This is a genomic window from Nesterenkonia halotolerans (assembly GCF_014874065.1).
In the GTDB taxonomy this organism is placed as follows: Bacteria; Actinomycetota; Actinomycetes; order Actinomycetales; family Micrococcaceae; genus Nesterenkonia; species Nesterenkonia halotolerans.
Genome location: NZ_JADBEE010000001.1, coordinates 1,537,142 through 1,561,371 on the forward strand (window position 1 = coordinate 1,537,142; position 24,230 = coordinate 1,561,371).

The 24,230-nt window shown below is 65.4% G+C and carries 19 protein-coding genes and 1 riboswitch; of the genes, 8 read left to right on the top strand and 11 right to left on the bottom strand.

Translation table 11 applies throughout. The features are described 5' to 3' along the window. Positions 1–66 precede the first annotated feature (66 nt). The gene (locus H4W26_RS07065; RefSeq protein WP_192591378.1) at positions 67–1,005 is read left to right on the top strand and encodes an SDR family NAD(P)-dependent oxidoreductase; all 939 of its coding nucleotides are present in this window, start codon (positions 67–69) and stop codon (positions 1,003–1,005) included. A gap of 97 nt (positions 1,006–1,102) precedes the next feature. Here H4W26_RS07065 and H4W26_RS07070 read toward each other — a convergent pair whose 3' ends face one another. Next, on the bottom strand, positions 1,103–2,623 hold the full coding sequence (locus tag H4W26_RS07070; RefSeq protein ID WP_192591379.1) for a mechanosensitive ion channel family protein: 1,521 nt from the start codon (positions 2,621–2,623) through the stop codon (positions 1,103–1,105). Between the two features lie 117 nt (positions 2,624–2,740). On the opposite strand from H4W26_RS07070, the gene hisD reads away from it, so the two are divergent. Further along, the gene (gene hisD / locus H4W26_RS07075; protein ID WP_192591380.1) at positions 2,741–4,048 is read left to right on the top strand and encodes a histidinol dehydrogenase; all 1,308 of its coding nucleotides are present in this window, start codon (positions 2,741–2,743) and stop codon (positions 4,046–4,048) included. A 77-nt stretch (positions 4,049–4,125) separates the two neighbouring features. Here the strand turns inward: hisD and H4W26_RS07080 are convergent, their stop codons facing one another. After that, the gene (locus H4W26_RS07080; RefSeq protein ID WP_192591381.1) at positions 4,126–8,454 is read right to left on the bottom strand and encodes an SH3 domain-containing protein; all 4,329 of its coding nucleotides are present in this window, start codon (positions 8,452–8,454) and stop codon (positions 4,126–4,128) included. A 601-nt stretch (positions 8,455–9,055) separates the two neighbouring features. Here H4W26_RS07080 and H4W26_RS07085 point away from each other — a divergent pair. The 3 genes from H4W26_RS07085 to H4W26_RS07095 all read left to right on the top strand — a co-directional run bounded on the left by H4W26_RS07085 (position 9,056) and on the right by H4W26_RS07095 (position 10,691). Then, positions 9,056–9,706, top strand: coding sequence for a hypothetical protein (locus H4W26_RS07085; RefSeq protein ID WP_192591382.1), 651 nt, complete (start codon positions 9,056–9,058; stop codon positions 9,704–9,706). A 181-nt stretch (positions 9,707–9,887) separates the two neighbouring features. Beyond that, positions 9,888–10,274, top strand: a complete 387-nt coding sequence (locus H4W26_RS07090; RefSeq protein WP_192591383.1) for an RNA-binding S4 domain-containing protein — start codon at positions 9,888–9,890, stop codon at positions 10,272–10,274. Positions 10,275–10,328: 54 nt separating this feature from the next. Then, a complete protein-coding gene (locus tag H4W26_RS07095; RefSeq protein WP_192591384.1) occupies positions 10,329–10,691 on the top strand; it encodes a non-heme iron oxygenase ferredoxin subunit in 363 nt (120 codons plus the stop codon). A 371-nt stretch (positions 10,692–11,062) separates the two neighbouring features. Here H4W26_RS07095 and H4W26_RS07100 read toward each other — a convergent pair whose 3' ends face one another. The 3 genes from H4W26_RS07100 to H4W26_RS07110 are packed head-to-tail and all read right to left on the bottom strand — an operon-like array spanning position 11,063 to position 13,136. Beyond that, on the bottom strand, positions 11,063–11,836 hold the full coding sequence (locus H4W26_RS07100; protein WP_192591385.1) for a hypothetical protein: 774 nt from the start codon (positions 11,834–11,836) through the stop codon (positions 11,063–11,065). After that, the gene (locus H4W26_RS07105) at positions 11,833–12,750 is read right to left on the bottom strand and encodes an ATP-binding cassette domain-containing protein (protein ID WP_192591386.1); all 918 of its coding nucleotides are present in this window, start codon (positions 12,748–12,750) and stop codon (positions 11,833–11,835) included. Before H4W26_RS07105 ends, H4W26_RS07100 begins: the two co-directional genes overlap by 4 nt. 35 nt (positions 12,751–12,785) lie before the next feature. Further along, positions 12,786–13,136: a GntR family transcriptional regulator gene (locus H4W26_RS07110; RefSeq protein WP_318779798.1), complete on the bottom strand. Its 351-nt coding sequence runs from the start codon at positions 13,134–13,136 to the stop codon at positions 12,786–12,788. A 207-nt stretch (positions 13,137–13,343) separates the two neighbouring features. Between H4W26_RS07110 and H4W26_RS07115 the strand changes: the two genes are divergently transcribed. Further along, a complete protein-coding gene (locus H4W26_RS07115) occupies positions 13,344–14,159 on the top strand; it encodes an HAD-IIA family hydrolase (protein ID WP_192591388.1) in 816 nt (271 codons plus the stop codon). Positions 14,160–14,290: 131 nt separating this feature from the next. Here H4W26_RS07115 and H4W26_RS07120 read toward each other — a convergent pair whose 3' ends face one another. Together H4W26_RS07120 and H4W26_RS07125 are read right to left on the bottom strand one after the other, a co-directional pair. Further along, entirely contained in the window at positions 14,291–16,807 is a 2,517-nt protein-coding gene (locus tag H4W26_RS07120) for an MMPL family transporter (RefSeq protein ID WP_192591389.1), read from the bottom strand. A gap of 82 nt (positions 16,808–16,889) precedes the next feature. Further along, on the bottom strand, positions 16,890–17,525 hold the full coding sequence (locus tag H4W26_RS07125; RefSeq protein ID WP_192591390.1) for a TetR/AcrR family transcriptional regulator: 636 nt from the start codon (positions 17,523–17,525) through the stop codon (positions 16,890–16,892). Positions 17,526–17,576: 51 nt separating this feature from the next. Between H4W26_RS07125 and H4W26_RS07130 the strand changes: the two genes are divergently transcribed. After that, complete coding sequence (locus H4W26_RS07130) at positions 17,577–19,244, top strand: anthranilate synthase component I family protein (protein WP_192591391.1); 1,668 nt, start codon at positions 17,577–17,579, stop codon at positions 19,242–19,244. Here the strand turns inward: H4W26_RS07130 and H4W26_RS07135 are convergent. Next, positions 19,241–20,137 (bottom strand): hypothetical protein, encoded by an 897-nt coding sequence (locus tag H4W26_RS07135; protein WP_192591392.1) that lies wholly within the window; start codon positions 20,135–20,137, stop codon positions 19,241–19,243. The two genes, H4W26_RS07130 and H4W26_RS07135, sit on opposite strands and share 4 nt — an antisense overlap. A 154-nt stretch (positions 20,138–20,291) precedes the next feature. Beyond that, entirely contained in the window at positions 20,292–21,785 is a 1,494-nt protein-coding gene (gene cls / locus H4W26_RS07140) for a cardiolipin synthase (protein ID WP_192591393.1), read from the bottom strand. Between the two features lie 101 nt (positions 21,786–21,886). Between cls and H4W26_RS07145 the strand changes: the two genes are divergently transcribed. Then, positions 21,887–22,843, top strand: a complete 957-nt coding sequence (locus H4W26_RS07145; RefSeq protein WP_192591394.1) for an aminodeoxychorismate lyase — start codon at positions 21,887–21,889, stop codon at positions 22,841–22,843. An 84-nt stretch (positions 22,844–22,927) separates the two neighbouring features. On the opposite strand, the gene H4W26_RS07150 is transcribed toward H4W26_RS07145, so the two are convergent. Further along, on the bottom strand, positions 22,928–23,743 hold the full coding sequence (locus H4W26_RS07150; RefSeq protein ID WP_192591395.1) for a carbon-nitrogen hydrolase family protein: 816 nt from the start codon (positions 23,741–23,743) through the stop codon (positions 22,928–22,930). A gap of 4 nt (positions 23,744–23,747) precedes the next feature. Beyond that, positions 23,748–24,017, bottom strand: a complete 270-nt coding sequence (locus H4W26_RS07155) for a DUF4235 domain-containing protein (RefSeq protein ID WP_192591396.1) — start codon at positions 24,015–24,017, stop codon at positions 23,748–23,750. Positions 24,018–24,076: 59 nt separating this feature from the next. Beyond that, positions 24,077–24,222, top strand: a riboswitch (TPP riboswitch). The last annotated feature ends 8 nt before the right edge of the window (positions 24,223–24,230 follow it).

Below are 24,230 nucleotides of genomic sequence, written 5' to 3' on the forward strand. Positions count from 1 at the left end.
AAAGTCTGAATAGACCCTGAACAATACTGGACCCGCTGCACATCTGGGCCCTCTAGGATAGCCAGCATGAGCAACCACACGGCTGTCATCACTGGTTCCACCGCCGGCCTCGGCGCAGCGTTCGCGCGTCAGCTGGCCGCCCAGGGATACGACCTGGTCCTGGTCGCGCGCGACGGCGACCGGCTGCGGATGCAGGCGGAGTCGATGTCCTCGCAGTATGGCGTGGGCACCTCCGTCATCGTGGCCGACCTGGTCACCGACGACGGCGTCGCTGCGGTCCAGGAGCGCCTGGCCGACCGTGCGCATCCGGTGCATCTGCTCGTGAACAATGCGGGGCACGGCCTGGCCACGGACTTCATCGACTCCGACCTCGAAGATGAGCGCAAGCTCCTGCGCCTGCACGTGCAGACCACGCTCGAGCTCTCCCACACCGCTGCCACCGCCATGACACGGCGGCGCGGCGGGCGGATCATCAACGTCGCCTCCGTGGCCGGATACACCCCCACCGGGACCTATTCTGCGGCCAAGTCCTGGGTGATCAACTTCTCCAAGGGCCTGCACAGCCAGCTTCGCTCCCGCGGGGTGACCGTGACAGCACTGGTGCCGGGTCTGGTGCGGACCGAGTTCCATCAGCGGTCTGGCATCACGGTCAAGGCCGCCAAGCGCTGGATGTGGCTGGACGCCGACGATGTCGTGCGCGAGGCGCTGACCGCCAACGCCCAGGGGGCGGCCATCTGCGTTCCGGCGCGCAGCTACCAGATGCTCACCGCGGGGCTGCGGTTCATGCCCGATTCTATGGTGCAGTGGGCCGTGGACAAGCGGACCAACGACTCGGCAGCCGTCGGGTCGGCGGCACCTGGGGCAGAGTACGACTCCTCCGCCGACGGAACTGCCGAGCCCACCACGGAAGCGATCAACACCGTGGACGCCTATAAGGCGGCGAAGGCCAAGAGTGCATCCAAGGCCAGCAAAGGCCGAGCCACCCCGCCGCCACCGCCAGCCTGAGGCTCTGCGCGGCTGAACCTCTGCGCGGCTGAACCTCAGGGTGCCTGAGCTTCATCGGGCCCCGTTCAGCGGGCCCCGTTCAGCGAGGGCCCCACGTTCAGCGCGGCGGAGCCGACTCGCCGGGCCGACGGGTCGCGGCAGCGGAGAAGGTCTCCTCCTCCGCGTCCATCTTGTGCTCCACGTCCTCGGCGTAGGCGGTCCCGTCCGCCTCGATCTCGCTGCGGTCCTCCTGGCGTTCCATCCGCTCGCGGTAGGCACCCTCGCCGGGGCCGGAGAACTCTCTGTTGCGCTGCACCGCGGCGATCGATCCGGTGAACACCGAGGCACCTTCTCCGGCCTGCGTGACCGGCTGGGAGTCGACGCTCGAGTCGACCACCCCCACTTTGCCGGTGCTGACCGGCTCGGGGGCCTTCACCAGCGCCTCCTCGTTGCTGAGCAGCATGCGCTGGGTGAACACCGCATAGGGATGCTCCGCGCGGAGGTAGTTCACCAGGTCTTCGCGGATGAGGCAGCGCAGATCCCACAGCTCGCCGGAGTTGCGGGCCGAGACGACGACCCGGGCTTTGACCATGCCGCCCACCGCGTCGGTGACCTGCAAGGAGTAGTCGCGGCCGTCCCACAGCTCCGCAGAGTCCAGCAGGCGCTTCAGCCGGGCGCGCAGCGGGTCCATCGGCACCCGCCAGTCCACGTCAAGCTCCACGGTGCCGAGGATCTCGGTGCCCACGCGTGTCCAGTTCTCGAAGGGAGTCGCGACGAAATAGCTGGAGGGGTAGATGAACCGGCGCTCGTCCCAGGATTTGATGACCACCGCGGTCAGCGTGATGTCCTCCACGGAGCCGAAGTTCCCCTCGACGACGACGACGTCGCCCGCACGGATCGAGTCGGTGAAGGCGAGCTGGATGCCGGCGAAGACGTTGGTGAGCACCGACTGCATGGCCAGGCCCACGACCACTGAGGCCACACCGGCGGAGGCGAGGAGCCCCGCCCCGAGCGTGCGCACCTGAGGGATCATCAGCAGGATCGCCGCCACCGCCATGGTGATGATCACCGCGGTCAAGATGCGGCGGATCAGTGAGACCTGGGTGGAGAGGCGACGTCCCCGCCGATCCTCGACGTCGAGCTCGCCATCGACATACCCGATGTACTGCGACTGGATCATGGCCTCGGCGATCCGCACGATGCGCAGGGCCCACCAGGCGACTCCGATGACCACCGCCACCAGAAGCGCGAAGGAGACCAGAGGGAACCACTCGGTGGATTCGGCGGTGATCCGCAGGGTCAGCCACGAGCCGATCAGCACGAGCGTGATGAACAGCGGGGTTCGGGTCCGGTTGATCGCGTGCTTGACGTGATCGTTGTGCCGGAAGATCTGTTTCAGCACCATGGACGAGAGGATCGTGACCGCCAGAGCGACCACCACCGCAAGGGCTATCCCGGTGAGGATGCCGAAGAAGGGTCCCTGCTGGTAGAGCAGGCTCTCTACGCCGTCGGGCACGCTCTCCTCAACCACTTCATCCACTCCCCCGGTGGGCTCACCCTCTCCTGGGGCAGCGCCGAGGATCTGGGGCGCCGCGTGCGCCCATGGCGTTGAGAAGATATCCGTGAGGGAAAAGGCCATGGCCAGCATCATGCCATGGGCTTCTGAATGGCCACTGAGATCTCCCCGCGCGTCCGGTGTGTGGGCTCTCACGTCACGAAGTGGGCAACAACGCGCGCCAGTGGAGACAATGGAGAGATGCTCACTCTCAAAGACCTGCGCGGAAGCTCGGTCGACGCCGCCTCCGTGCTCCCCCGCGCCTCCCAGGACATCTCGGCCACCGTCGAGACCGTCGCCCCGATTCTCGATGATGTCCGTCAGCACGGAGTCTCGGCGCTGTTGGAGTACTCCGAGAAGTTCGACGGCGTGCGCCCTCCCTCGATCCGCGTGCCGGCAGAGAAGCTGCGCGAAGCCGCGGAACAGCTTTCGGCAGAGGTCAGAGATGCATTGGAGACGCTGATCCTGCGTGCCCGAGAGGTGCACAACGCCCAGCTGCCGGCCGCTTCGGTCGTCTCGCCCGGCCCCGACGCTCAGGTGACCAATCGGTGGGCTCCGATCCGCCGAGTCGGTCTCTATGTCCCCGGCGGACAGGCGGTGTACCCGTCCTCAGTGGTGATGAACGTGGTGCCCGCGCAGGTGGCCGGCGTGCGATCGCTGGCGATCGCCTCCCCACCGCAGAAGGACTTCGGCGGACTCCCCCACCCGACCATCCTCGGCGCAGCCCACCTGCTGGGCATCGAGGAGGTCTACGCCGTCGGCGGTGCCCAGGCAGTGGGCATGTTCGCCTATGGGGCCCGCGATGAGGCGGGGACCCAGGTCTGCCCACCGGTGTCACTGATCACCGGACCGGGCAACATCTTCGTCGCCACCGCCAAGCGCGCCGTGCAGGGCGTCGTCGGCATCGACGCTGAAGCTGGACCCACGGAGATCATGGTGCTCGCCGATGAGACGGCGAAGGCGCCGTTGATCGCTGCTGACCTGATCTCCCAGGCCGAGCATGATGCGCTCGCCGCGGCGGTGCTCGTGACGACTTCGATGCCGCTGGCCGAGGCTGTGATGGCTCAGGTCGAGGTCCAGGCGCGCAGCACGCGGCATGCCGACCGGGTCAAACAGGCCCTGACCGGATCTCAGTCCGCGGTGCTGGTCGTCGACACCATGGAGCAGGCGGTGGAGATCGCCAACGCCTATGGCGCGGAGCACCTGGAGGTGATGACCGCCGACGACGCTGCCGTGGTCGAGGAGATCCACAACGCCGGAGCCGTGTTCCTCGGAGATTTCACTCCGGTCTCGCTCGGCGACTACTGCGCTGGCTCCAACCACGTGCTTCCCACCGGGGGTGCCTCCGCGTACTCCTCGGGGCTGAACGTCTCCAGCTTCCTGCGCTCCCAGCAGGTCATCAACTACGGCGAATCAGGCCTGCGTGAGGTGGCTGCACACGTCACGGCGCTGGCGCAGGCGGAGGGTCTGCCGGCTCATGGTGACGCCGTCGAGGCACGCTTCCGCTGAACACGACGACGGCGGACGCGATTCACCCGCGAATGAGTGAGTCGTGCCCGCCGTCGTGTCAGGACTGAGCTCTGGGCTCAGGCCTGGGAGATGTAGCTGGTGTTCACCCAGCCGGTGTGGGTCTCCCCGCCGGAGGTGTACTCCACCTTCAGCCAGGAACCATCACGCTTGAGCTGCTTGAGCTCGACACCGCGCGGAACCTGGACCAGCTTGTCGCTGGAGGTGGCTGCCGACTCGCGCAGCGGCACGCTGTAGGTGGCGGTCCAGGAGTCGGCCTGGGTGACGGCGGAGGCAGTCTTCGCGTTGGGGTGCACCTTGTAATAGGAGTCCCCGTACCCGCCTGGATCGCCCTTGAAGCCGAACTGTGAGGTGCAGTGCGGCCATGCGTTCCAGCCCTGCTTCTTCCAGAGCATGTACGCGCGCTTGATCTGCTCCTCTTTGCTGGCCTCGTGCGGGAAGCCGGATCCTCCGACGCCTTCCCAGGACTCCGGGCTGAACTGCACCCCTCCGTAGAATCCGTTTCCGGTGTCGATCTTCCAGTTCTGGCCGGACTCACACTGTGCAAGCTTGTCCCAGACTGCGCTGTAGGGGCCGTTCTTGCTCTTGGCGTGCATGTTCGAGGAGCTCGAGCTCCCGGAGGTGGAGCCGGAGGAACCTGAGTTCTTGCTGCCGGAGGTGGATGTGCCGGTGGAGCTGGGAGCCTTGCTCGTCAGGAGCTGAGCCGACATCCATCCCGTTGCTCCGTTGACCTTGACCTCCTGCCAGCCGTCCTTCTTCTTCTCCAGCAGCTCGACCTTGGTTCCGGTTCGCACCGAGAACATCGCGCTGTTGTTGGTGCTGGGGCCCATCCGGACGTTCACGGAGTTCGTGCTGTAGGCGACTCCCACCACCTTGCTGGTGCTGTTGGTGGAATTGGCCTTCTTCACGGGTCCGCTCGTAGATCCGCTGGAGCTCTCTGGCGCAGCATCACTTGCAGAGCCCTTCTCGAGGAACTCGGCCTTCACCCATACAGCTTTCCCGCTGTAGGTGAACCTCACCCAATCACCGCTTCGCCCGGTGACCTGGATCTCGCGCTTGGGGTTGAGATTGAGCACGACCCGGTTCGAGATGTCCGGCCCGCTGCGTGCGTTCAGGTAGACGCCGCTCCTGACGTGGTAGGTCCCGCTTGCAGACTTTATGGACGAGGAGCTCGAGGATGAGGAGCTGTCGCTCGAGTCATCCTTGGAGGAAGAGCTGCTCGAGGTGCTCTTGGACGGCGCTGAGGCCGACGCCTTCACCAGATAGCCCGAATGCACCCAGAGCGTGCGCGAGCCATCCTTGAAGCTGACCCACTCACCCTTCTTGCCCGTGACAGAGACCTTCGTACCCGCCTTGAGCACCTTCGCGCTCGAGCTCGAAGTGCTGGCACCGGTCCGCGCGTTCAACGAGATCCCGGACTTGACCTGGAAAGCGCCGCTCGCAGCCGTCGTCGAACTGGTCGATGACTTCGATGCGGAGCTGCTCTTGTCGCTGCTGGAGGAAGAGCTGCTCGAGGTGCTCTTGGACGGCGCTGAGGCCGACGCCTTCACCAGATAGCCCGAGTGCAACCAGAGCGTGCGCGAGCCATCCTTGAAGCTGACCCACTCACCCTTCTTCCCGGTGACAGAGACCTTCGTCCCCGCCTTGAGCACCTTCGCGCTCGAGCTCGAGGTGCTGGCACCGGTCCGGGCGTTCAGCGAGATCCCGGACTTGACCTGGAAAGCGCCGCTCGCAGCCGTCGTCGAGCTGGTCGATGACTTCGAGGAGGAGCTGCTCGAGTCACTGTCCGACTTCCTGCTCTGGGAGCTGGAAGTGGAGGATGACGCCTTGGTCAGGAAGTCCGAATGCACCCACAGGGTACGGGAGCCATCCTTGAAGCTGACCCAATCGCCCTTCTCGCCGGTGGCCTTCACCGTAGTTCCGGGCTTGAGCATCTTCACGCTGGAGTTCGAGGTGCCAGCGCCAGTCCGGGCATTCAGCTGCACGCCGCTGCTGACCTTATAGGTGCCGTCTGCGGCCGTGCTGGCGGAGGACTCCGACGACTCAGTGCCCCCGGGAACTGTCTCGGAGCCGGAGCCGGAGCCGGCGCTCCTCGATGAGCTGACCTTGTCGAGGTAGCCCGAATGAACCCACAGGGTGCGAGAACCGTCCTTAAAGCTGACCCAGGAGCCCTTCTTGCCGTTGACCTTGATGGTCGTACCCGACTTGAGCGTCTTCACCTTGGAGCTCGAGGCGCTCGCCTCGGAGCGCACATTGAGAGTGACGCCTCTCTGGACCTTGTAGCTGCCACTGGCCTTGGAGACCCCGGTGCTGGACGCAGGGGCTGAAGCGGTGACCTTGTTCACGTAGTTCTGATGCACCCAGAGATTGCGCGAACCGTCGTTGAACCGGAGCCAGGAGCCCTTCTTGCCGTTGATCTTGATCGTGGTGCCCGGCGCCAGGGTCTTCGCGACCGAGTTCGAGGTGCCGGCATCGGTGCGCACGTTCAACCGCCCGCCCGGCTGGACCTTGTAGCTGCCACTGGCCTTGGAGACCCCGGTGCTCGACGCGGGGGCTGAAGCGGTGACCTTGTTCACGTAGTTCTGATGCACCCAGAGATTGCGCGAACCGTCGCTGAACCGCAGCCAGGAACCCTTCTTGCCGTTGACCTTGATCGTGGTGCCCGGCGCCAGGGTCTTCGCGACCGAGTTCGAGGTGCCGGCATCGGTGCGCACGTTCAACCGCCCGCCCGGCTGGACCTTGAAGGTGCCACTGGCCGAGCTGACCCCGGTGACCGTCTCGGAGCCTGACCCGGAGCCCGTGTTGACCTTGTTCACGTAGTTCTGGTGCACCCAGAGGTTGCGCGAACCGTCGTTGAACCGGAGCCAGGAGCCCTTCTTGCCGTTGATCTTGATCGTGGTGCCCGGCGCCAGGGTCTTCGCGACCGAGTTCGAGGTGCCGGCATCGGTGCGCACGTTCAACCGCCCGCCCGGCTGGACCTTGTAGCTGCCACTGGCCTTGGAGACCCCGGTGCTCGACGCGGGGGCTGAAGCGGTGACCTTGTTCACGTAGTTCTGATGCACCCAGAGGTTGCGCGAACCGTCGTTGAACCGCAGCCAGGAACCCTTCTTGCCGTTGACCTTGATCGTGGTGCCCGGCGCCAGGGTCTTCGCGACCGAGTTCGAGGTGCCGGCATCGGTGCGCACGTTCAACCGCCCGCCCGGCTGGACCTTGAAGGTGCCACTGGCCTTGGAGACCCCGGTGCTCGGCGTCGACGTCGCCGGGGTGGTCGTCGAGGAGCTCGAGACCTTCTTGAGGAAGTCGCTGTGGGACCAGACGGTCTGCCCGTTGCGGCTGAACTTCAGCCAGCTGCCGTGCTTGGCGGTCACAGTGACCTCGGTACCCGTGGCCAAACCCTGAAGGACCCCATAGTTGGTGCCAGGACCGCTTCGCGCGTTCAGCGTCGTCGTCGTCTTGTATTTGGCGGGAGTGACCGATGTTCCGCTGGGAGCGCTCGACGCCGGGATCGTGCCGGCGCTGGAGCCACTGGGGCGCGAGGGCGTGACCGCAGAGTGCGCGACCCAGCCGGTCCGTCCATTGGTCTTGACCCGCACCATCGAATTGCTGATGTCGCCGGGAACCGCCGTCAGCGCGGTCCCTGCGGCAAGCTGAATGATGACCGAGCTCGAGCTGCTCGCGCTGGAACGAAGCGGAGTGGAGGTCGCGGTGTAGTAGTCACACGACGCAGGGGCGGAGATGTTCATGACCGAGGTGGCAGCCGAGCGCAGGTTGATTCCGCGCTGGGCGAGCCAGGTGGTGGGGTTGTGCGACTTGCCGCTGAGCCACGCACCTTCCCAGATCTCCAGATGCAGGTGAGGGGCAGTCGAAGGACCGGAGCTGCCGACCCGCGCGATGGCCTGTCCGGCCTTGACGGTCTGTCCCGTCTTCACGTGCGTGTTCGCGTCCCACATGTGGAAATAGGCGCTGTGGTAAGTCTTGCCGTCGATCCGGTGCTGGACCACCACGTATCCCGCGCTGTACCGGTTCCCGCTGAACGTACGGACCACGGTGCCGTCGGCCACCGAGTAGATGAGGCTGTTGTTCGCAGCGCCAAGGTCCTGACCCAGGTGGTAGGTGGACGCTCCCTGTACCGGCATGCAGCGCGCACCGTAGGGCGAGGTGTAGCTGAAGGAGCGCTGGGCGAGCGGGTATCGGAACTGCGTCGCATTGCGCGTGGCGGAGATGTCGACGGCGCCCAGGCTCGCTGCGCTGGCCGCTGTGGTGTCCACCCCCGTGGAGGGCAGCGGAGCCAGATCAGCGGGAGCGGCTGCTGCGGCGTTGGCAGTCAGCGGCATGGTCAGGCCCACGGCAAGAGTGCCGACAACGGCAGAAGAGAGTTTTTTCGGCACAGCTGATTCCTCACTAGTCGTTCACATCCGAACGGCTCCACAAATACGAAGACAGACGCCTGTGGCAGCTGCTGAACCTCTTCTCCGGCTGGGACACCAGAGAGGCCCCCCTCCTGAGGGGGACAAGGACCAGCGTGCGACAACACGCGCAAGCACGATATTTATAAGCAGATATGGGCGACTGGGGAAGCAGCGAGCTGTACTTGAAGATGGGAAGCCTACGCGTACAGCCTGCCGAGTCAGGACTACTCTAACCCATGAATAGATGCAGCTGACAAGAGATTTTAGAAAAGCTTCCAGTCGGACTTTAACCAGTATGTGATCGCGGTATCGAGGAAACAGCCGCTGCATCACACAGTGATTACCTCGCAGGCAATGGACGGTCACTTGTCCGCGGTTGACCGGGGTTGACCTGGGGCCATGAGGAGAGGGCAGTGCAACGGCCGAATATCACTACCGCAGGACATTCAGGGTGCGTCACACTGCCCTCTTGTTGGAAGTATCTCAGCCTCATTGCAGAAGAACGCCGCACTCGCTGCCTTTGAACCGCATTGTGATGGGTTCGTGACCCATTGCCGAGACGACGTGCCACACTGGACGCATGAACCTGCTTCCTGCTCCTCCGGCGGCCCGAGTGCAAGGCTCCCGCCCGCTGTCGCCGCGCCTCCGCGCCGCTCTCTCCATGGCCGCGATCGCGCCCCTGATGCTGGTCGGCTGCGCTGTGGAGGAGGAGCCAAGCTCCAGCTCCAGCGAATCTCCCAGCCCGTCGAGCATCGACTCCGAGGAAGCCGAACCCGTCGAGACCTCGGCTCCTGACGAGGAGAGCGACACGGAGTCTGAGTCTGACGATGAAGATGCTTCTGGTCCCGCGCCCGACGATGAACTGCCGGACCCTGATGCAATGGACATGGAAAGAACCGAGGAACTCGGTGCGTATTTCTCCGAAGAAGAAGCATGTTTATCTGTCGGCTCAATGGTCGATGGACTGCGTTCAGATATGAACCAAGGTATCGAAGAACAAGAGATACTAGACGAAGCATATTTGGCTGTCGAGCAGACCTATGTGCTTGTCCCTGATGAATTGCGTGACCCGCTCAAAAACATTCTCAACCTGCTGAACACTGAGGTTGAGAATCTTGATGAAGAAGAAGTTCTCGTGGCCGCAGAACCGGTGGAGGGTTGGCTCACCGTCGAATTCTGTGATGGTCAATACCACAACCAGAATGAGGGCGAGGCTGGCGCTCAGGACTGAGGTCCAGGCTTCACCCAGGAGGCATCCACTCCGCACCCAAAGAGCAGCTCTAGGCTTCGAGTTGCCTCTTGAAGGTGCGAGTGATTCAGCAGACCCCGCGTCACGGAACAGTGTCCCCTCACACTCCGGGCGCGGGGTCTGTGCATTCCACACACTCCCGGACTGCTCCTAGACTGGTGGGATGACTGAGACCGCCCCCACCGGTCCGAGCGCCCCGGTTCGCATCGACGCCTGGCTCTGGTCCGTGCGACTGTTCAAGACGCGATCCGCCGCCACCTCAGCCTGCCGTGCCGGGCACATCACCATCGCCGGAGATCCGGTCAAGGCTTCGGTGCGAGTCCGCCCCGGAACGCGCATCCACGTGCGGAGACCAGGACACGAGCTGATCCTCGACATCGTTCATACGCATTCCAAACGGGTGGGAGCTCCCGTGGCCCAGCAGGCCTACCGGGACCATTCCCCGGAGCGCATACGTCCCCGTGACGTCGGTCTTCCCGTGCGGGAACGCGGCGCAGGCCGTCCGACCAAGCGAGAACGGCGCCAGCTCGAGGAGCTGCGCGGTTACTGACGCCCGCTGAGACAATACAGGCAGAACATATCCATCTCTGTGAGAGGCACTCCCATGTCATCGACTGAACCACTCCCCCCTGTAGACCTCGGCCCTGCAGCCCAGTATCCGGAAGGGGAGGCGTTCCGCGTCGCGGCAGAGACCACCGGGTGGGATGACGACATCGCAGTGGTCCACGCCGAGGACGGCGGCTTCTACGCCTTGGACGACACCTGCTCCCACGAAGCGGTGTCGCTCTCCGACGGCTACGTGGAGGAGGACACTCTGGAGTGCCCCATGCACGCCTCCGCCTTCTGCCTGCGCACGGGGGTCCCGGAGACCCTCCCCGCCCTCACCCCGGTGAAGACCCACCAGATCTCGCTCGACGGAGGCCGCCTCATTCTTCACCCGGGAGCCCCTCGGCCTGCCGAGAAATAGCCTCCGGAAAAAGACCCAGGAACTTCCCAGGATTTGCACTGAGAACTGCCAAGAATCGTCAGTAGAGTCATGACCACCTCATCAAGGTGCGAGTGATTCGGAAGCCCCGAGTCGGCCACATATAGCGTCCCTCACGCTGGTCGACTCGGGGCTTCTTCTTGTCCGCAGGGTGGGGAAGATATTCCCAGTGACTTAACAGCTAATTGCAAGTGCCCGTCCAAGAAGACTTCCTAGAGTAGTGACTACCTCATCAAGGTGCGAGTGATTCGGGAGTCCCGGATCGGCCGACATAGCGTCCCCCTCACGCTGGCCGATCCGGGACTCCTTTCTCATGCGTCCCGATCTGAGCCGGCCGCCCTCGAGCAGTTCACTCAGGGGGACGGGACTGCCCGCCTGATCACTACGTAGTTCACTGCGGTGAGGCCCAGGGTGAGCAGCAGCACCCAGCCCGCGAACGTGTAGGAGCTCTGCACCGACAACCAGTCCCCCACCTGGGGCCACCAGCCGTTCTGCGTGAGAATCATGAGGATGACGGCCAAGGCTGCGATCAGACCCAGCGCGATCACCCACAGCAGCATGAGACTGACACGGCGATAGAGGATGGACCAGAAGAACCCGAACATCATCGCAAACAGACACACAGCGCTGGCCAGGAGCCCGGCGCCGAGGACCCCGGCATTCTGCGTCACGGCTGGGATGTCGAAGGTGTAGCTCTCCGCCCAGAATCCCCCGGTCACCCGCTCCAAGAGGATGCCGATCGTGAACAGCACGCCGAAGCCCGCGGAGACTGTCGCAAAGGCCAGGAAGGCCCCCAGCACGAAGACGCGGCGGCTGTAGCTCAACGCCATCGAAAAAGGGAACGTGTGAGAGGCCGAGTAGGCCGCGATGAACGCCAAGCACCAGATCGTGGCCTGCGACGCACCTGTGTGGATGACCGCTCCATCCCCTGTGATGTGCCGGATCCACAGTCCGATGCCGATGGCTACGGCCCAGGCGAGGAAGAACACGCTCAGTGGCACCCAGATCATCTGCGAGGGGACGGTGAACTGCAGCTTGAAGGCCGCGGGGACCCGAGAAAAGCTCGAACGTGCTGCTTCCTCCTGGCCCGCCGGAACTGCCGCTGATCGAACTGGGGCGCTGCTCATCGGGACACCTCCTCGGATAGTTCCATCGTGGTCTGGTCTGACGTGCCATGGCGTGCAGTGAGCCGCACGACGAGCTGCTGCAGAGAAACCGGAACGATCTCCACCCCGCGTTCATCCAGGGCCCTGCGATCTGCGTGGTCAAGCGCTCCGAGCACCGTGGTCCGCACGATGCGCCCCATGGCCTCGTGATGAAGGACTTCGCGGGTTCCTGCGATCTCGGCTACTGCGTCTGCTCGGCCGACCAGGGTGACGGCGCGATCGCGCAGCTGTTCCACCGGTTCCTGGAGCAGGATCTGACCCTGGTCGATGACCACCACGTTCTCGATCAGGTGCGCGATCTCATCAATCAGGTGAGAGGAGATCACCACGGTGCGCGGGTGGGCGGCATAGTCCTGGAGCAACCGGTCGTAGAAGAGCTGGCGAGCCACGGCATCGAGGCCCATATACGGCTCGTCGAAGAAGGTCACCTCGGCGCGCGATGCTATGCCGATGATGACCCCCACGGCAGAACGCTGTCCGCGGGACATCTTCTTGATCCGGGTCTTCTCCGGGACCCTGAACTCGCGGGCGAGTTGGGTCGCCAGTTCAGCATCCCAGCGTGGGAATGCCTGTGCCGCGGCGCTGAAGGCATGCTTGGCGAGGGCATCGTCGATATAACGCTGCTCTTCACGGACGAAACAGATCTTAGGCAGCGCCTGCTCGTTCTCGTGCGGACGCATGCCCAGGATCCTGACCTCTCCCTCGCTGGGCCAGTCCTGGGCCGTGGCGATGGACATCAGAGTCGTCTTCCCGGCGCCGTTGCGACCCAGCAGCCCGTGGATGACGTCCTTCTTCAGGCTCAGTGAGACGTTGGCCAGCGCAGTCATGCTGCGATATCGCCGCGAGACCCCGGTGATTTCGATGGCGGTCCTCATGTCCGCCTCCTTCCTTCAGCGCTTCGGTGCGCTGTTCACGCGCGTGAGCGAAGCATCTCGATGATGGTGTCCACCGAGAGCCCGACGGCGCGCGCTTCGGTGAGGATCGGATCGAGGTAGGCCGCAGCAAACTGCTGACGACGCTGTGCGGTCAGCACCTCCTGAGCACCCGGGGCGACGAACATCCCCAGCCCCCGGCGCTTGACCAGGATCCCGCGATCCACGAGGAGGTTGATCCCCTTGGCCGCCGTCGCCGGGTTGATGCGATGAAAGGTGGCGAGTTCATTGGTCGAGGGGGCGCGTTCGCCTTCAGCCAGCGAACCGTCCAGCACAGAAGCCTCCAACTGCTCTGCGATCTGCACGAACAGTGCTCGACCCTCTTCCACAGACTGACCACCCTTCCTTCGGCAACGAGAGCAGCATAGCCAGTCCATCACCTCAATGGTTCATTACTCTACTAATGAACCATAGTGGCACAGCAGGGTCAAGACCTGCCGATTCGACAGCTTCGCGGGACCGGCCGAGGCGCGATCGACAGGCGCCCAGCACCCGCCTCCTAGTGGGCCCACAGGCGAAGGACATAAGATCAGGGCATGAATGGTGAGAATATTGAATGCTGGCTGACCGATATGGACGGCGTGCTCGTCCGAGAGCAGGAGGCACTCCCCGGTGCCGCCGAGCTTCTGGAGCAGTGGCGGCGACAGGATCTCCCCTATCTGGTGCTGACGAACAACTCCATCTTCACGGCAAGGGATCTCAGCGCTCGGCTGCGTCACTCCGGGCTCGTCGTCCCCGAGGAACGGATCTGGACTTCTGCCCTCGCGAGTGCCACCTTCCTGGCGAACCAGATCGATCCGGAGTCGAATGCCCAGGGCAGCTGTTACGTCATCGGTGAAGCTGGCCTGACCACCGCCATCCACGCGGCGGGCTTCATCATGACGGAGACGAACCCCGATTATGTGGTGGTGGGCGAGACTCGGAACTACAGCTTCGAGGCCATCACCAAGGCCGTGCGGCTGATCAACGACGGCGCCCGATTCATACTCACCAACCCGGATGCCACAGGCCCCAGCGCCGAGGGCGTCCTGCCCGCGACCGGCGCGATCGCCTCACTCATCACCAAGGCCACGGGCCGGGAGCCGTATGTGGTGGGCAAGCCCAACCCGATGATGTTTCGATCTGCGCTGAACCACCTGGGCGCACACTCCATGGAGACCGCCATGATCGGCGACCGCATGGACACCGACATCGTCGCCGGCATGGAAGCCGGAATGCACACCATCCTGGTGATGACGGGACTCTCCAGCCGCGCCAGCATCGCCGACTTCCCCTTCCGCCCGAACCGCATCATCGACGGTGTCTATGAGCTGCTGGACGAGCCGCTGCAGGGCGGCGACGAGGACGACTGAGGCGCTCAGCCCCGCCGTCTCGACCCACCCTGCCTCACGGCCCCAGGCCCGCAGCCTCCCGGCGTTGTGAGGCGGACACAGAAATGCCCGGCAACCGCTCCCGCGGCGCCGGGCATTTCTCATGTCTGGACTCAGGTATCCCGGCCTGCGGAATCGTCGACCATCTTGCGCTCCAGCTTGGCGCCCTCGACGTCCACATCGGGAATGATGCGATCCATCCACTTGGGCAGCCACCACGCGGCCGGCCCTGCGAGGTGCAGCAGGGCGGGCACCAGCAGCAGCCGCACCACGAAGGCATCGAGCAGCACGCCAACCGCGAGCCCGAGACCCATGGAGGCCACCATCGGGTCGTCGGTGAAGATGAACCCGGCGAAGACCGAGGACATGATCAGCGCGGCGGCTGTGACCACCGAGCGCCCGGCATGGAGGCCCTGGCGCACCGCCAGGCGCGGTGCAGAGCCGTGGGCATAGGCCTCCCGCATCCCCGAGGCGGTGAAGAGCTGATAGTCCATCGCCAGCCCGAAGAGGATCCCGACCATGAGCACGGGCAGGAAGGTCACGATCGGACCGGGTTCGGTGACGCCGACGAGATCGGCGAACCAGCCCCACTGGAAGACCGCGACGACGATGCCCACCGCCGCTGCGAAGGAGCCGATGAACCCGAGGGTGGCGATCACCGGGAGCAGGATCGAACGGAACACCATGATCATCAGCAGCAGCGAGAGCCCGATGACCAGAGCGAGGTAGAACGGGAGGGCTTCAGAGATCACATCTGACATGTCGACCTGTGCTGCGGTCATGCCTGCCACCGAGAGTTCGACGTCGGCCGCCTCGGTGCCGTCCAGCATCCCACCGGCACGGAACTCATGGACGAGCTCCTCGGTGGACTCGGCCGCCGGGCCGTCCTCCGGAATGACCTGGAAGACGCCGAGAGTGTTGTCATCGTTCAAGGCCGCCGGCACCGCTGCGGCGATGGACTCATTGGCCAGCAGCTCATTGCCGATCTCGACCTGATAATCCTGGGCCGCGGCGTCGTCGAGCCCTTCCGGCATGTCCGCCAGCACCAGCAGCGGGCCGTTGACTCCGGCTCCGAAGGCCTCTTCAGTGGCGTGGTACGCCTGGTAGGAGGCCGAGTCTTCGGCGTTGGAGCTTGCATCGGGCAGACCCAGACGGAGATCGAACGTCGGGATCGAGAGCACACCGAGCCCCAGGAGCGCCAGCGCCGCGATGACGACTGCCTTGCCGTGGCCCATCGGTTCGGTGACCTGCTTCGCCCGGAAGTCGCCCATGTGGCGCCGTTCCTTGCCGCGCAGGATCTTGTGACCGACGATCGAGAGCATCGCCGGGGTCATGGTCACGGCGATGAGCACCGCGATGGCCACGCAGGCGGCCGCGACCGTGCCCATCAGCGCCAGGAACGGCAGGCCAGTGACGTTGAGTGCCAGCAGCGCGATGACCACTGTGGCTCCCGCGAAGACCACCGCATTTCCTGCTGTGCCGGTGGCAAGAGCAATGGAGTCGTGGAGGGCCATGCCATCCTTCAGCTGGCGACGATGCCGGTGGATGATGAACAGGCAGTAGTCGATGCCGACCGCGAGGCCGAGCATCAGGCCCAGGATGGGAGTCATCGACATCATCTCGACGACCCCGGAGAGGGCCATCGCGCCGGCCACACCGACGCCCACGCCCACCAGAGCGTTGAGCAGCGGCAGTCCTGCGCCGATGAGGGTGCCCAGCATGATCAGAAGCACGGCGGCGGCGATCATCAGACCGATGAGCTCCGCCACGGAGAACAGGTGCGGCAGCTCCATATCGAGGTCCCCACCGGGAAGCGCGTCCACGCCGTCGATGTCGGCGTTGCTGAGCTCCTCGGAGATGGAGGCGAGCTCTTCGGTGCCCACACTCTCCATAGGCTCGTCGAAGTTGATCATCAGCACGGCGACGTCGCCCTCATCGGAGAGGACCTGCGCGCCGGAGGAGAGCTCCAGCAGCGCCTCGCCGCGCTCCAGCTCGGTCTGCGCCTCGGAGAGCTCATCCTCTCCGGAGGACAGCTCCTCCTGACCGTCTTCGAGCGCCTCGCGATTGGCATCGATCTCGGCCTGCTGGGCTTCAAACTGCGGAGCCGCGGCCTCGTAGATGCCCTGCTCGCGAGCCTGCGCGATGGCCTGATCGAGCTGCTCCTGACCCTGTTCGAGCTGATCGAATCCAGCCTCGATCTCCTCGCGGCTGGACTCGAGCTCCTCACGACCGGCGTCGAGCTCGTCCTGACCATCGGTGATGTCGCTGCGCGCATCCTCAAGCTCGGACTGCGTGGCGAAAGGGTCCGTCACGCTGCTGATGGCCTCGTCGGACTCGAGCTCCTCCATCAGAGAGGCGATCTCGTCCTTCTGCTCCTGCGTGAACGGTTCACCGTCCTGCGTGCGCAGCAGCGCTGAGGCGTTGCCTCCACCGGAATCGGGCATCTCGTCCGCCAGTCGATCTGCCACCTTGGTGGTCTCGAGGTCGGGAAGACTGATCTGGTCTGTCAGCTGACCGCCGAAGGCGAGGAAGGAGCTGACAGCGAGGGCGAGCAGGACGAACCACGCTGCGACGACCGTTTTTGCTCGACGTGCAGACAGCAGGCCGAGGCGATAAAGGAGCTTTGCCATGGGTCGATCATAAACGGAACGCCGCGTCTCGAAATTCACTCAGTCGGGTCTGCGTACCATATGTGACAAATTTCATAGCAGTTCAGGAAGACCCAGAGGTCTCTGCCGGACGCAGCAGACCCGTCACCACGACGTCGACGAGCGACTCGGCCCAGCTCAGCGAGGGGGCGGAGCCGATGAGCATTCGGAAGATCAGCGGATCCCCCATGGCCGAGGCTGCCGCGGCGATGTCGACACCCTCGCGCAGCTCACCAGCCCGCTCTGCTTCGCGCAGCCTTTCGGCGAGCGGCCCGTGGTCCCACATGCTGGCGCGCTGGAGCAGGCGCTCGGTGCCGGCGTCGCCCTGCAGACCTGCCACGACGAGGCTGCGTGCCATCCCTACATGGGTCTCCTGGAAGGCCTCCACCAGCATGGAACGGACCCAACTGAGGCAGTCCCGGCGGAGATCCCCCGTGGATGGCATCGGGACGATCTCGAACTCCGCATCGCCGGTGAGCATGACCTCAAGCACCACCAGAGCCTTGGATCTCCACCAGCGATAGATGGTCTGCTTGCTGACGCCCGCCTCGGAGGCGATGGCCTCCACCGTCAGCTCCTCGTAGGAGCTCTGGCTCAGCAGCCGGGACGTGGCATCGAGAACCGCCTGATGGGATGCTTCGCTGCGCGGCCGCCCCCGACGCGGTTCCGCAGTGCCGGATCGCTGTGCCTCACATGCCATGAGCGTCATCGTAGCGCGGCGCAGGTGCGGAGCCTGTGCCATCCTTGACCCATGACAGCGGCGGGACAGGCCTTCTCAGTGGCGGAAGCTCAGTTTCGCAGCAGCATCTTGAAGCGGCACGACCAGGGCGACGGCGTTGGATCCGGAACTCCTGGATCCGAAGATCTGGCGCTGCACCTCTTCAAGGCATTGAGCGCCCTGCTGCCGGAGGCCCCCGCCGCCCTGCTCGACAGCAGCGATCATGCCTCCACCGACCAGCCCAGCCGCAGCGCACAGAGCATCCTCGCCTTCTCCTTCGGTGAGCACGCCGGCACGGTCAGTCACACCGCGGGAGTGACGACCCTCGTCACCCCCGGGGAGACCAGCCAGCGGGAGCAGCCGTTCTTCTCCTGGCTCGAGCAGAACTGGCTCCGCGAACAGCGAACCGACGGCCAGCGGCCAGTCGACCGGCACACCCCCGAACGGCCGGAGTCACACGAGGAGCCCTCGGACACCCCCAGCTTCCGTCTCGGCTGGGTGGGATGGCTCGGCTACGAGCTCAAGCGTGAGGCCGGCTCCCCCGTGGAGCCCGCCCCAGCACGCGAGAGCCTCCCCACCGAAGAGGCAAGCCTCTTCCGCGCCACCCACGCGGTGGTCCTGCACCATCCCAGCGGGCAGCTCGAGCTGCAGTGGCTGGAGTCGGCGGCCCAGGACGCCGCAGCGTGGCCGGAGCTGGTGCGGCGGGCGCTGTCCCAGCTGCGACCCGAACCCGAGACAGCGAGCGTGGCAGAGCCCGAGCAGAATGAGCATCGGCTGAGACTCGAGAACCTGGAGAGCCGGGACTCACGCAGTGCGTATCTCGCGGCGATCGAGGCCGCTCAGCGTGAGATCACCGCGGGCAACAGCTACGAGATCTGCCTGACTACCGCGGTGACCGCCACGCTGGGCGCGGATTCGGCGAGCACTGAAGCGATCGGCCGCGGCCTCGAGCTCTTCACGAGGCTGCGAGCGCAGAACCGGGCACCCTTCACCCAGTTCCTGCGAATCGGGGAGACCGAGGTGGCCTCCACCTCACCGGAGCGGTTTCTGAGCATCAGCCAGGGCGGCACGCTGCGTTCCGAACCGATCAAGGGGACTCGGCCCCGGGGCCGGACGACCGCCGAGGACCGTCGCCTGGTGGAGGATCTCGCGACCCATCCGAAGGACCGCGCCGAGAACGTGATGATCGCGGATCTGGTGCGCAACGACCTCTCCATCCACGCGGTCCCCGGCAGCCTGCGCACCGAGCGGCTCTGTGCCGTGGAGAGCTACCCCACGGTGCATCAGCTGGTGTCCACCATCAGCGCGAAGATCCCCGCAGGGACCTCCCGGGGGCGGGTCATCGCCGACGCCTTTCCACCCGGGTCCATGACCGGAGCGCCGAAGATCTCCACCATGGACATCCTGGAACGCCTCGAATCCGGTGCCCGCGGACCCTACTCAGGGGTGGCGGGGTACTTCAGCAGCAACGGGGCAGCCGATCTCGCGGTGCTGATCCGCACCGCCGTGCTGACCGGAGGAGCAGAATCCCGCAGGCTTCATCTCGGCCTGGGAGGAGCGATCACCGCCGACTCCGACTCAGAACAGGAGTGGGAGGAGGTCAAGGTGAAGTCGCGCGGCGTGCTGGCCGCGCTCGGAGCGCAGTTTCCTGAGAGCGGCGGCGCCGAAGAGCAGGCGCTGCAGCCCAGTCCAGCGTCCTAGTCGGCGTTCTCGTAGCGGTAGGCGGCGAGCTTCTCGGCCTGCAGCTCCACGATCGTGCTGAACGTCTCGGCCTCCATGTTGGCCGCGCTCACCATCAGCAGGTGCCTGCCGTAGTCGACGCTTGCTGAGTAACCGAGCACCTCGACCATGTCCTCGCCGTTGTGCACGTCCATGTCCAGCTCGATGCCTTCAAATTCCTGGGCCTCGAAGGGCTTGACCTGCACTGAGTCTGTCTCACCGCGGAGCGGCGTGCCCGCGCAGGCGTCGAGCACCTGATCCCAGACGGCTGCGGAGTCCTGCGGCTCCTCGAGGCCGAGCATCCACACATAGAGACTTTCTGTGCGGTCCTCGAGCTGGTGCTCATATTCCTGGACGACGCCGCCCTGCGGGCTCTCTCCGACCAGCTCGGCGTTGACTCGGTCCATCGCCGCGGCGCAGGCTCCGTCGCCGAAGTTCTCGGCGTAGATGTCCTCTTCGACCGCCAGCTGCTCCTGGAAGAAATCCAGGCCGGTGAAGGTTGAATGACGGTCCGGGGTGAAGGGGAGCTCACTCTCCGTCAGCAGGATCTCCGCGATCTCCTGTTCCTCGAGCAGCTCCTCGGGCTCACTCTCGGACTCCGCATCCTCCGCCGCTGGAGAACTCGACGCACCTGAGTCAGGCTCGGACTCGCTGGACGCGGCGCCCGACTCAGCGGAGGAGGCACCGGACTCGGCGCCATCTGATGAGTCGGCGACATCAGCTGCGGAGGCTGAATCACTGGCAAGACTCGGATCCCCGGCACCCTGGGCGCAGCCTGTCACCGACAGTGCAGCTGCGGCGATCAGCGCCGTGAACCCGGGAGCGCGGGCCTTGGGCGGCGCGGCTCCTCGAGCGGCAGAACGCATTCCGGTCATGTTCCCTCGGGTCTCATCGGTGCACGGTGCAACGGAGCCGGGGCATGCCCCGGCCTTCACCGCAGAGAGTATATAACGTCCCGGGAGCCTGACCCCAGGAAGCCCGGCGAGGGTGGTCGCCTCTGACCAGATGCGCAGGCTGCGGAGATGAGGACTACTGGAGAGCGGAGGTGAGCCGGAAGGTGTTGTCGAGGTATCGGACGTACCAGGGACGCGTGGACCACTGGGCGAGGTCCAGCTCCGTGGAGAGCATGAGGTAGCGCGTGAAGACCCCCTCGATCTCGGCGACCTTGGCGTCGTCGACGATCATCAGCGTCACTTCCAGGTTCAGCGAGAAGGACCGCATGTCCATGTTCGAGGAGCCGAGCACTGCGACGTCGTCATCGATGATCATGAACTTCGCGTGGAGCACGTCGGGGTCCGGATAGCGGAAGATCCGCACGCCCGCCTCGAGCAGGATCTGGTAATAGGACTGCTGGGCGTGCTGGACGGTGAACTGGTCTGCCTTCTTCGAGACCAGCACCAGGACCTCCACGTTGCGATGCGCCGCATTGGTCAGCGCGTAGAGCAGGGAGTCATCCGGGACCAGATAGGGGGTGGAGATGACGATCCGGTCCGTCGCCTGGTAGATCAGATCGTTGAAGAGCCGCAGGTTGTTCTCATCGGGGAAGCCTGGCCCGGAGGGGACCACCTGCACCAGGCTGCCGCCGGAGGCCGCCTCGTCCGCCTCCAGGTCCACCAGCAGCTTCTCACCGAGGTTCTCGTTGGTCTCCGCATACCAGTCTGAGGCGAAGACGATGTCGAGCCCGGTCACGGCGGGCCCGGTGAGCACCACGTTGAGCTCCACCCACGCACGCCCCATCCGCACGGCGGAGGCGCGCTGGTAGTGCGGCTCGATGAGATTCGTGGAGCCGGTGAGCGCGGTGAGCCCGTCGATGACGACGATCTTGCGGTGATTGCGCAGGTCCAGACGCGAGAAGCGACGACGCAGCGGCCGCACCGGCAGCACCCGGTGCCACTCGATCCCCGAGGCGCGCAGCCGTCGCTTGAGCCTGCGGTACCCGCGCACCCGGGCAGTGCCGAGATGATCGAAGAGCAGCCGAACCTTGACGCCGCGCTGCGTCGCGCGCTCCAGGGCGTCCAGCACGGGCCCGGTGTAATCGGGGTCATCGCCGATGATGTAGAAGAGGACGTGGACGTACTCACGAGCCTCGTCGATCTGATCCACGAGCCAGTGGAAGGTCTCCTGATAGTCAGAGATCAGCGTCAGCTGGTTGCCCTCCTGAATGGGGAACGCGCCGAGGTTGCGGTTCATCACCGCGGTGGCGCTGAGCTGCTCGTCATAGTCGCGGAGCTGATCCGAGAGGTCCATGTGGCTGGTGGCCTCCAGCAGCGCCTCGTTGATCCGGCGCTGGCGCTCCTGGCGCCGCGAGGAGAGCTTGCTGCGGCCGATCAGCAGAAACAGCGGAAGGGCGACCGCGGGGATGAAGAAGACCGCCAGGAGCCAGGCCATCGCGGTGTTCGGTCGCCGATTGTCCGGGATGATGCCGATCACGGCGACCCTGATTCCGACCTCCAGCACCAAGATGCTCAGGAAGATCCACTGCGGGAGGGACTCGATCCCCAATCCGCTTATCGGCCACAGCACGTCATCGCCTCCAAACCCTTCTGGGACAGCTTACTGGGTGCCCGCTGGGAGCCCAGTGCGGGCGGGCCTCACCATGCGCCTGCAGGCGCTAGGCTGTAGCCATGGCTGAGCACTTTCGCGATGACTCCGTGGCCGCCGTCGCTGTACGGATCGACGCCGAACACACCTCCGGGCTGGTATTCGACCCGCACCAGCCCCAACTGCGCATCACGGATCTCGGCGCCGTGCGCGGTGACGGCATCTTCGAGACCATGCTGGCGGTCAACGGGACTCCCCGGAAGCTCGACGCGCACCTGGCACGGCTGCGACGGTCGGCCGGCATCCTGGACATCGGCATCCCGCCCGCCGACTCTTGGGAGGCCGCCATCGGGCTGGGCCTCGAAGAGTACCGCGCCCGAGGCGGCGTGCCCGAGGAGCTGGCGATCAAGCTGGTGGCCACCCGCGGCGTCGAGGGTGAGCCTGCCTCCGAGGACCCGGCCTTCGCCGGAACCTACTGGGCCACGCTGACCCCGGTCGCCGAGTCCATGCGCACGAACCGCGGGACGCCGCTGGCGGTCACGCTGCTGGACCGAGGATATGACTCCACCGCCGCTGAACGCGCCCCCTGGCTGGTGCTGGGCGCAAAGACGCTGAGCTACGCGGTGAACATGGCGGCGCTGCGGCATGCCGATGCCCACGGGTTCGACGACGTCATCTTCACCACCTCCGACGGGCAGGTGCTTGAAGGGCCGACCTCCACCGTGCTGATCGCCCGGCGCGGCGCCGAGGGTGAGCCGCCGACGCTGATCACCCCCGTACTGGAGACCGGGATTCTCCCCGGCACCACCCAGGGCGCCATCTTCACCGCCGCTGAGCGCGCGGGATGGAAGCTCGGCTACGGGCCGCTGACTCCGGAGGACCTCTACGCGGCCGATCACCTGTGGCTGCTCTCCTCGGTGCGGCTCGCCGCACCCGTGGAGCGGCTGGATGAGCACCGTCTCGCAGTGGACCCGGAGCTCACCGCAGCGCTGAACAGCTTCCTGGACCAGGACCTGCCGGTCAACCATCCGGTGGACTAGCGCGCCGAGCGTCTGGCCCGCTCAGAGACGATTCAGGAACGCGACGCTTCAGGGACGCTCAGAGCCGAGACGTCTCAGCGACGTTCAGAACTGGCGCGCGTTCTCCAGCACCGGCACCATGGTGCGGGTGTGAGCGACCACCGCGGGGTCGACCTCTGCGAGCAGCAGCTCGGGCGCGTCGCCGGCCTCTGCGAGCGGCACCCCCAAGGGGGAGACGATCATGGAGTGGCCCACTCCGGTGGGCGCGCCCTGGACTGAGTCGACGCCGGCCGCCGCCGGGTCCGCCTGGCCGCAGGCGAGGATGTACTGGGTGGAGTCCAGTGCCCTCGCCCGCGCCAACAGTCGCCACTGGTCCAGCTTTCCCTCCCCTGCGCCCCATGAGGCTGGCACCAGGGTCACGTGCGCGCCGGAGCGGGCGTGCGCGGTGAAGAGGTTCGGGAACCGGATGTCATAGCAGGTGGCCAGGCCGAAGGTGACGCCGTCGAGCTGGAACTGGGCGGGGCTTCGACCGGCCTGGACGCCGTCGGACTCTTTGAAGCCGAAGGCGTCGTAGAGGTGGATCTTGTCGTAGGCGACATCGATGTCCGCGTCCGGCCCGACTGCGAGCAGCGTGTTCACCACCCGTGGGTGTCCGTCCGCGCTGGGGACGCCCGGTGTGAACATCCCCGCGACGATCACGATGCGGAACTCGCGGGCCAAGCGTCGCACCGCCTCGGCCCAGGGCCCGGTCACGGGTTCCGCGATGGGCGGCAGAGGATGCCCGAAGGCTCGCTGGGTCGCCTCGGGGAAGACCACGACCTTCGCACCGGCATAGGAGGCGCGGTAGGTGTACTCGCGCATCAGCGCGAGATTGGCCTCCGGATCAGGCCCGGTGGTGATCTGAGCAGCTGCGATGCGCATCGGGTCAGACCTCGGAACGATCCCCGAACTTGCCGCGGATCTTCTTCACCGTGGAGCTGGCGCCACGCTGGGAGAGCACCTGAACCGCTGCCGAGATCACGGCCGAGCCGATGGAGAAGGCCAGCGCGCGCTTGAGCGTCATCTCATCGTTGGCGACCCGAGGTGCGTCATCGCCGGTGGTCTTCTTCCACACGAAATCGAAGATCCGGGTGGCGATGAAACCGCCTCCCAGTGAGATTCCGAGAGCCATTCCCTTGTCAAGAAGTTTGTCCACAGTGTCCTCCGTTGCAGGTGGGTCGAGTGTCTCTGGTGCTACTGTAGTGCACGTCATTTGAGACACGACAGGGGAGCGCCCCTCGGTGCCAGACACAGCTGACCAGCTGTGATGTCACCGGCAGGGCGCTGAGAGTGGGCTGAAGGCCCAGACCCTCGAACCTGATCAGGTTAGGACCTGCGAAGGAAGTCGAGATTCTGCACTCGGATGCTG

Excerpts from the sequence above, each read along its gene's own strand:
- H4W26_RS07150 (WP_192591395.1), bottom strand. The coding sequence starts at position 23,743 with ATGCGCATCGCAGCTGCTCAGATCACCACCGGGCCTGATCCGGAGGCC.
- H4W26_RS07065 (WP_192591378.1), top strand. The coding sequence starts at position 67 with ATGAGCAACCACACGGCTGTCATCACTGGTTCCACCGCCGGCCTCGGC.
- H4W26_RS07125 (WP_192591390.1), bottom strand. The coding sequence starts at position 17,525 with ATGGCATGTGAGGCACAGCGATCCGGCACTGCGGAACCGCGTCGGGGG.
- hisD (WP_192591380.1), top strand. The coding sequence starts at position 2,741 with ATGCTCACTCTCAAAGACCTGCGCGGAAGCTCGGTCGACGCCGCCTCC.
- H4W26_RS07105 (WP_192591386.1), bottom strand. The coding sequence starts at position 12,750 with ATGAGGACCGCCATCGAAATCACCGGGGTCTCGCGGCGATATCGCAGC.
- H4W26_RS07120 (WP_192591389.1), bottom strand. The coding sequence starts at position 16,807 with ATGGCAAAGCTCCTTTATCGCCTCGGCCTGCTGTCTGCACGTCGAGCA.
- H4W26_RS07070 (WP_192591379.1), bottom strand. The coding sequence starts at position 2,623 with ATGGCCTTTTCCCTCACGGATATCTTCTCAACGCCATGGGCGCACGCG.
- H4W26_RS07145 (WP_192591394.1), top strand. The coding sequence starts at position 21,887 with ATGGCTGAGCACTTTCGCGATGACTCCGTGGCCGCCGTCGCTGTACGG.
- H4W26_RS07135 (WP_192591392.1), bottom strand. The coding sequence starts at position 20,137 with ATGACCGGAATGCGTTCTGCCGCTCGAGGAGCCGCGCCGCCCAAGGCC.
- H4W26_RS07085 (WP_192591382.1), top strand. The coding sequence starts at position 9,056 with ATGAACCTGCTTCCTGCTCCTCCGGCGGCCCGAGTGCAAGGCTCCCGC.
- H4W26_RS07100 (WP_192591385.1), bottom strand. The coding sequence starts at position 11,836 with ATGAGCAGCGCCCCAGTTCGATCAGCGGCAGTTCCGGCGGGCCAGGAG.
- H4W26_RS07090 (WP_192591383.1), top strand. The coding sequence starts at position 9,888 with ATGACTGAGACCGCCCCCACCGGTCCGAGCGCCCCGGTTCGCATCGAC.
- H4W26_RS07095 (WP_192591384.1), top strand. The coding sequence starts at position 10,329 with ATGTCATCGACTGAACCACTCCCCCCTGTAGACCTCGGCCCTGCAGCC.
- H4W26_RS07130 (WP_192591391.1), top strand. The coding sequence starts at position 17,577 with ATGACAGCGGCGGGACAGGCCTTCTCAGTGGCGGAAGCTCAGTTTCGC.
- H4W26_RS07115 (WP_192591388.1), top strand. The coding sequence starts at position 13,344 with ATGAATGGTGAGAATATTGAATGCTGGCTGACCGATATGGACGGCGTG.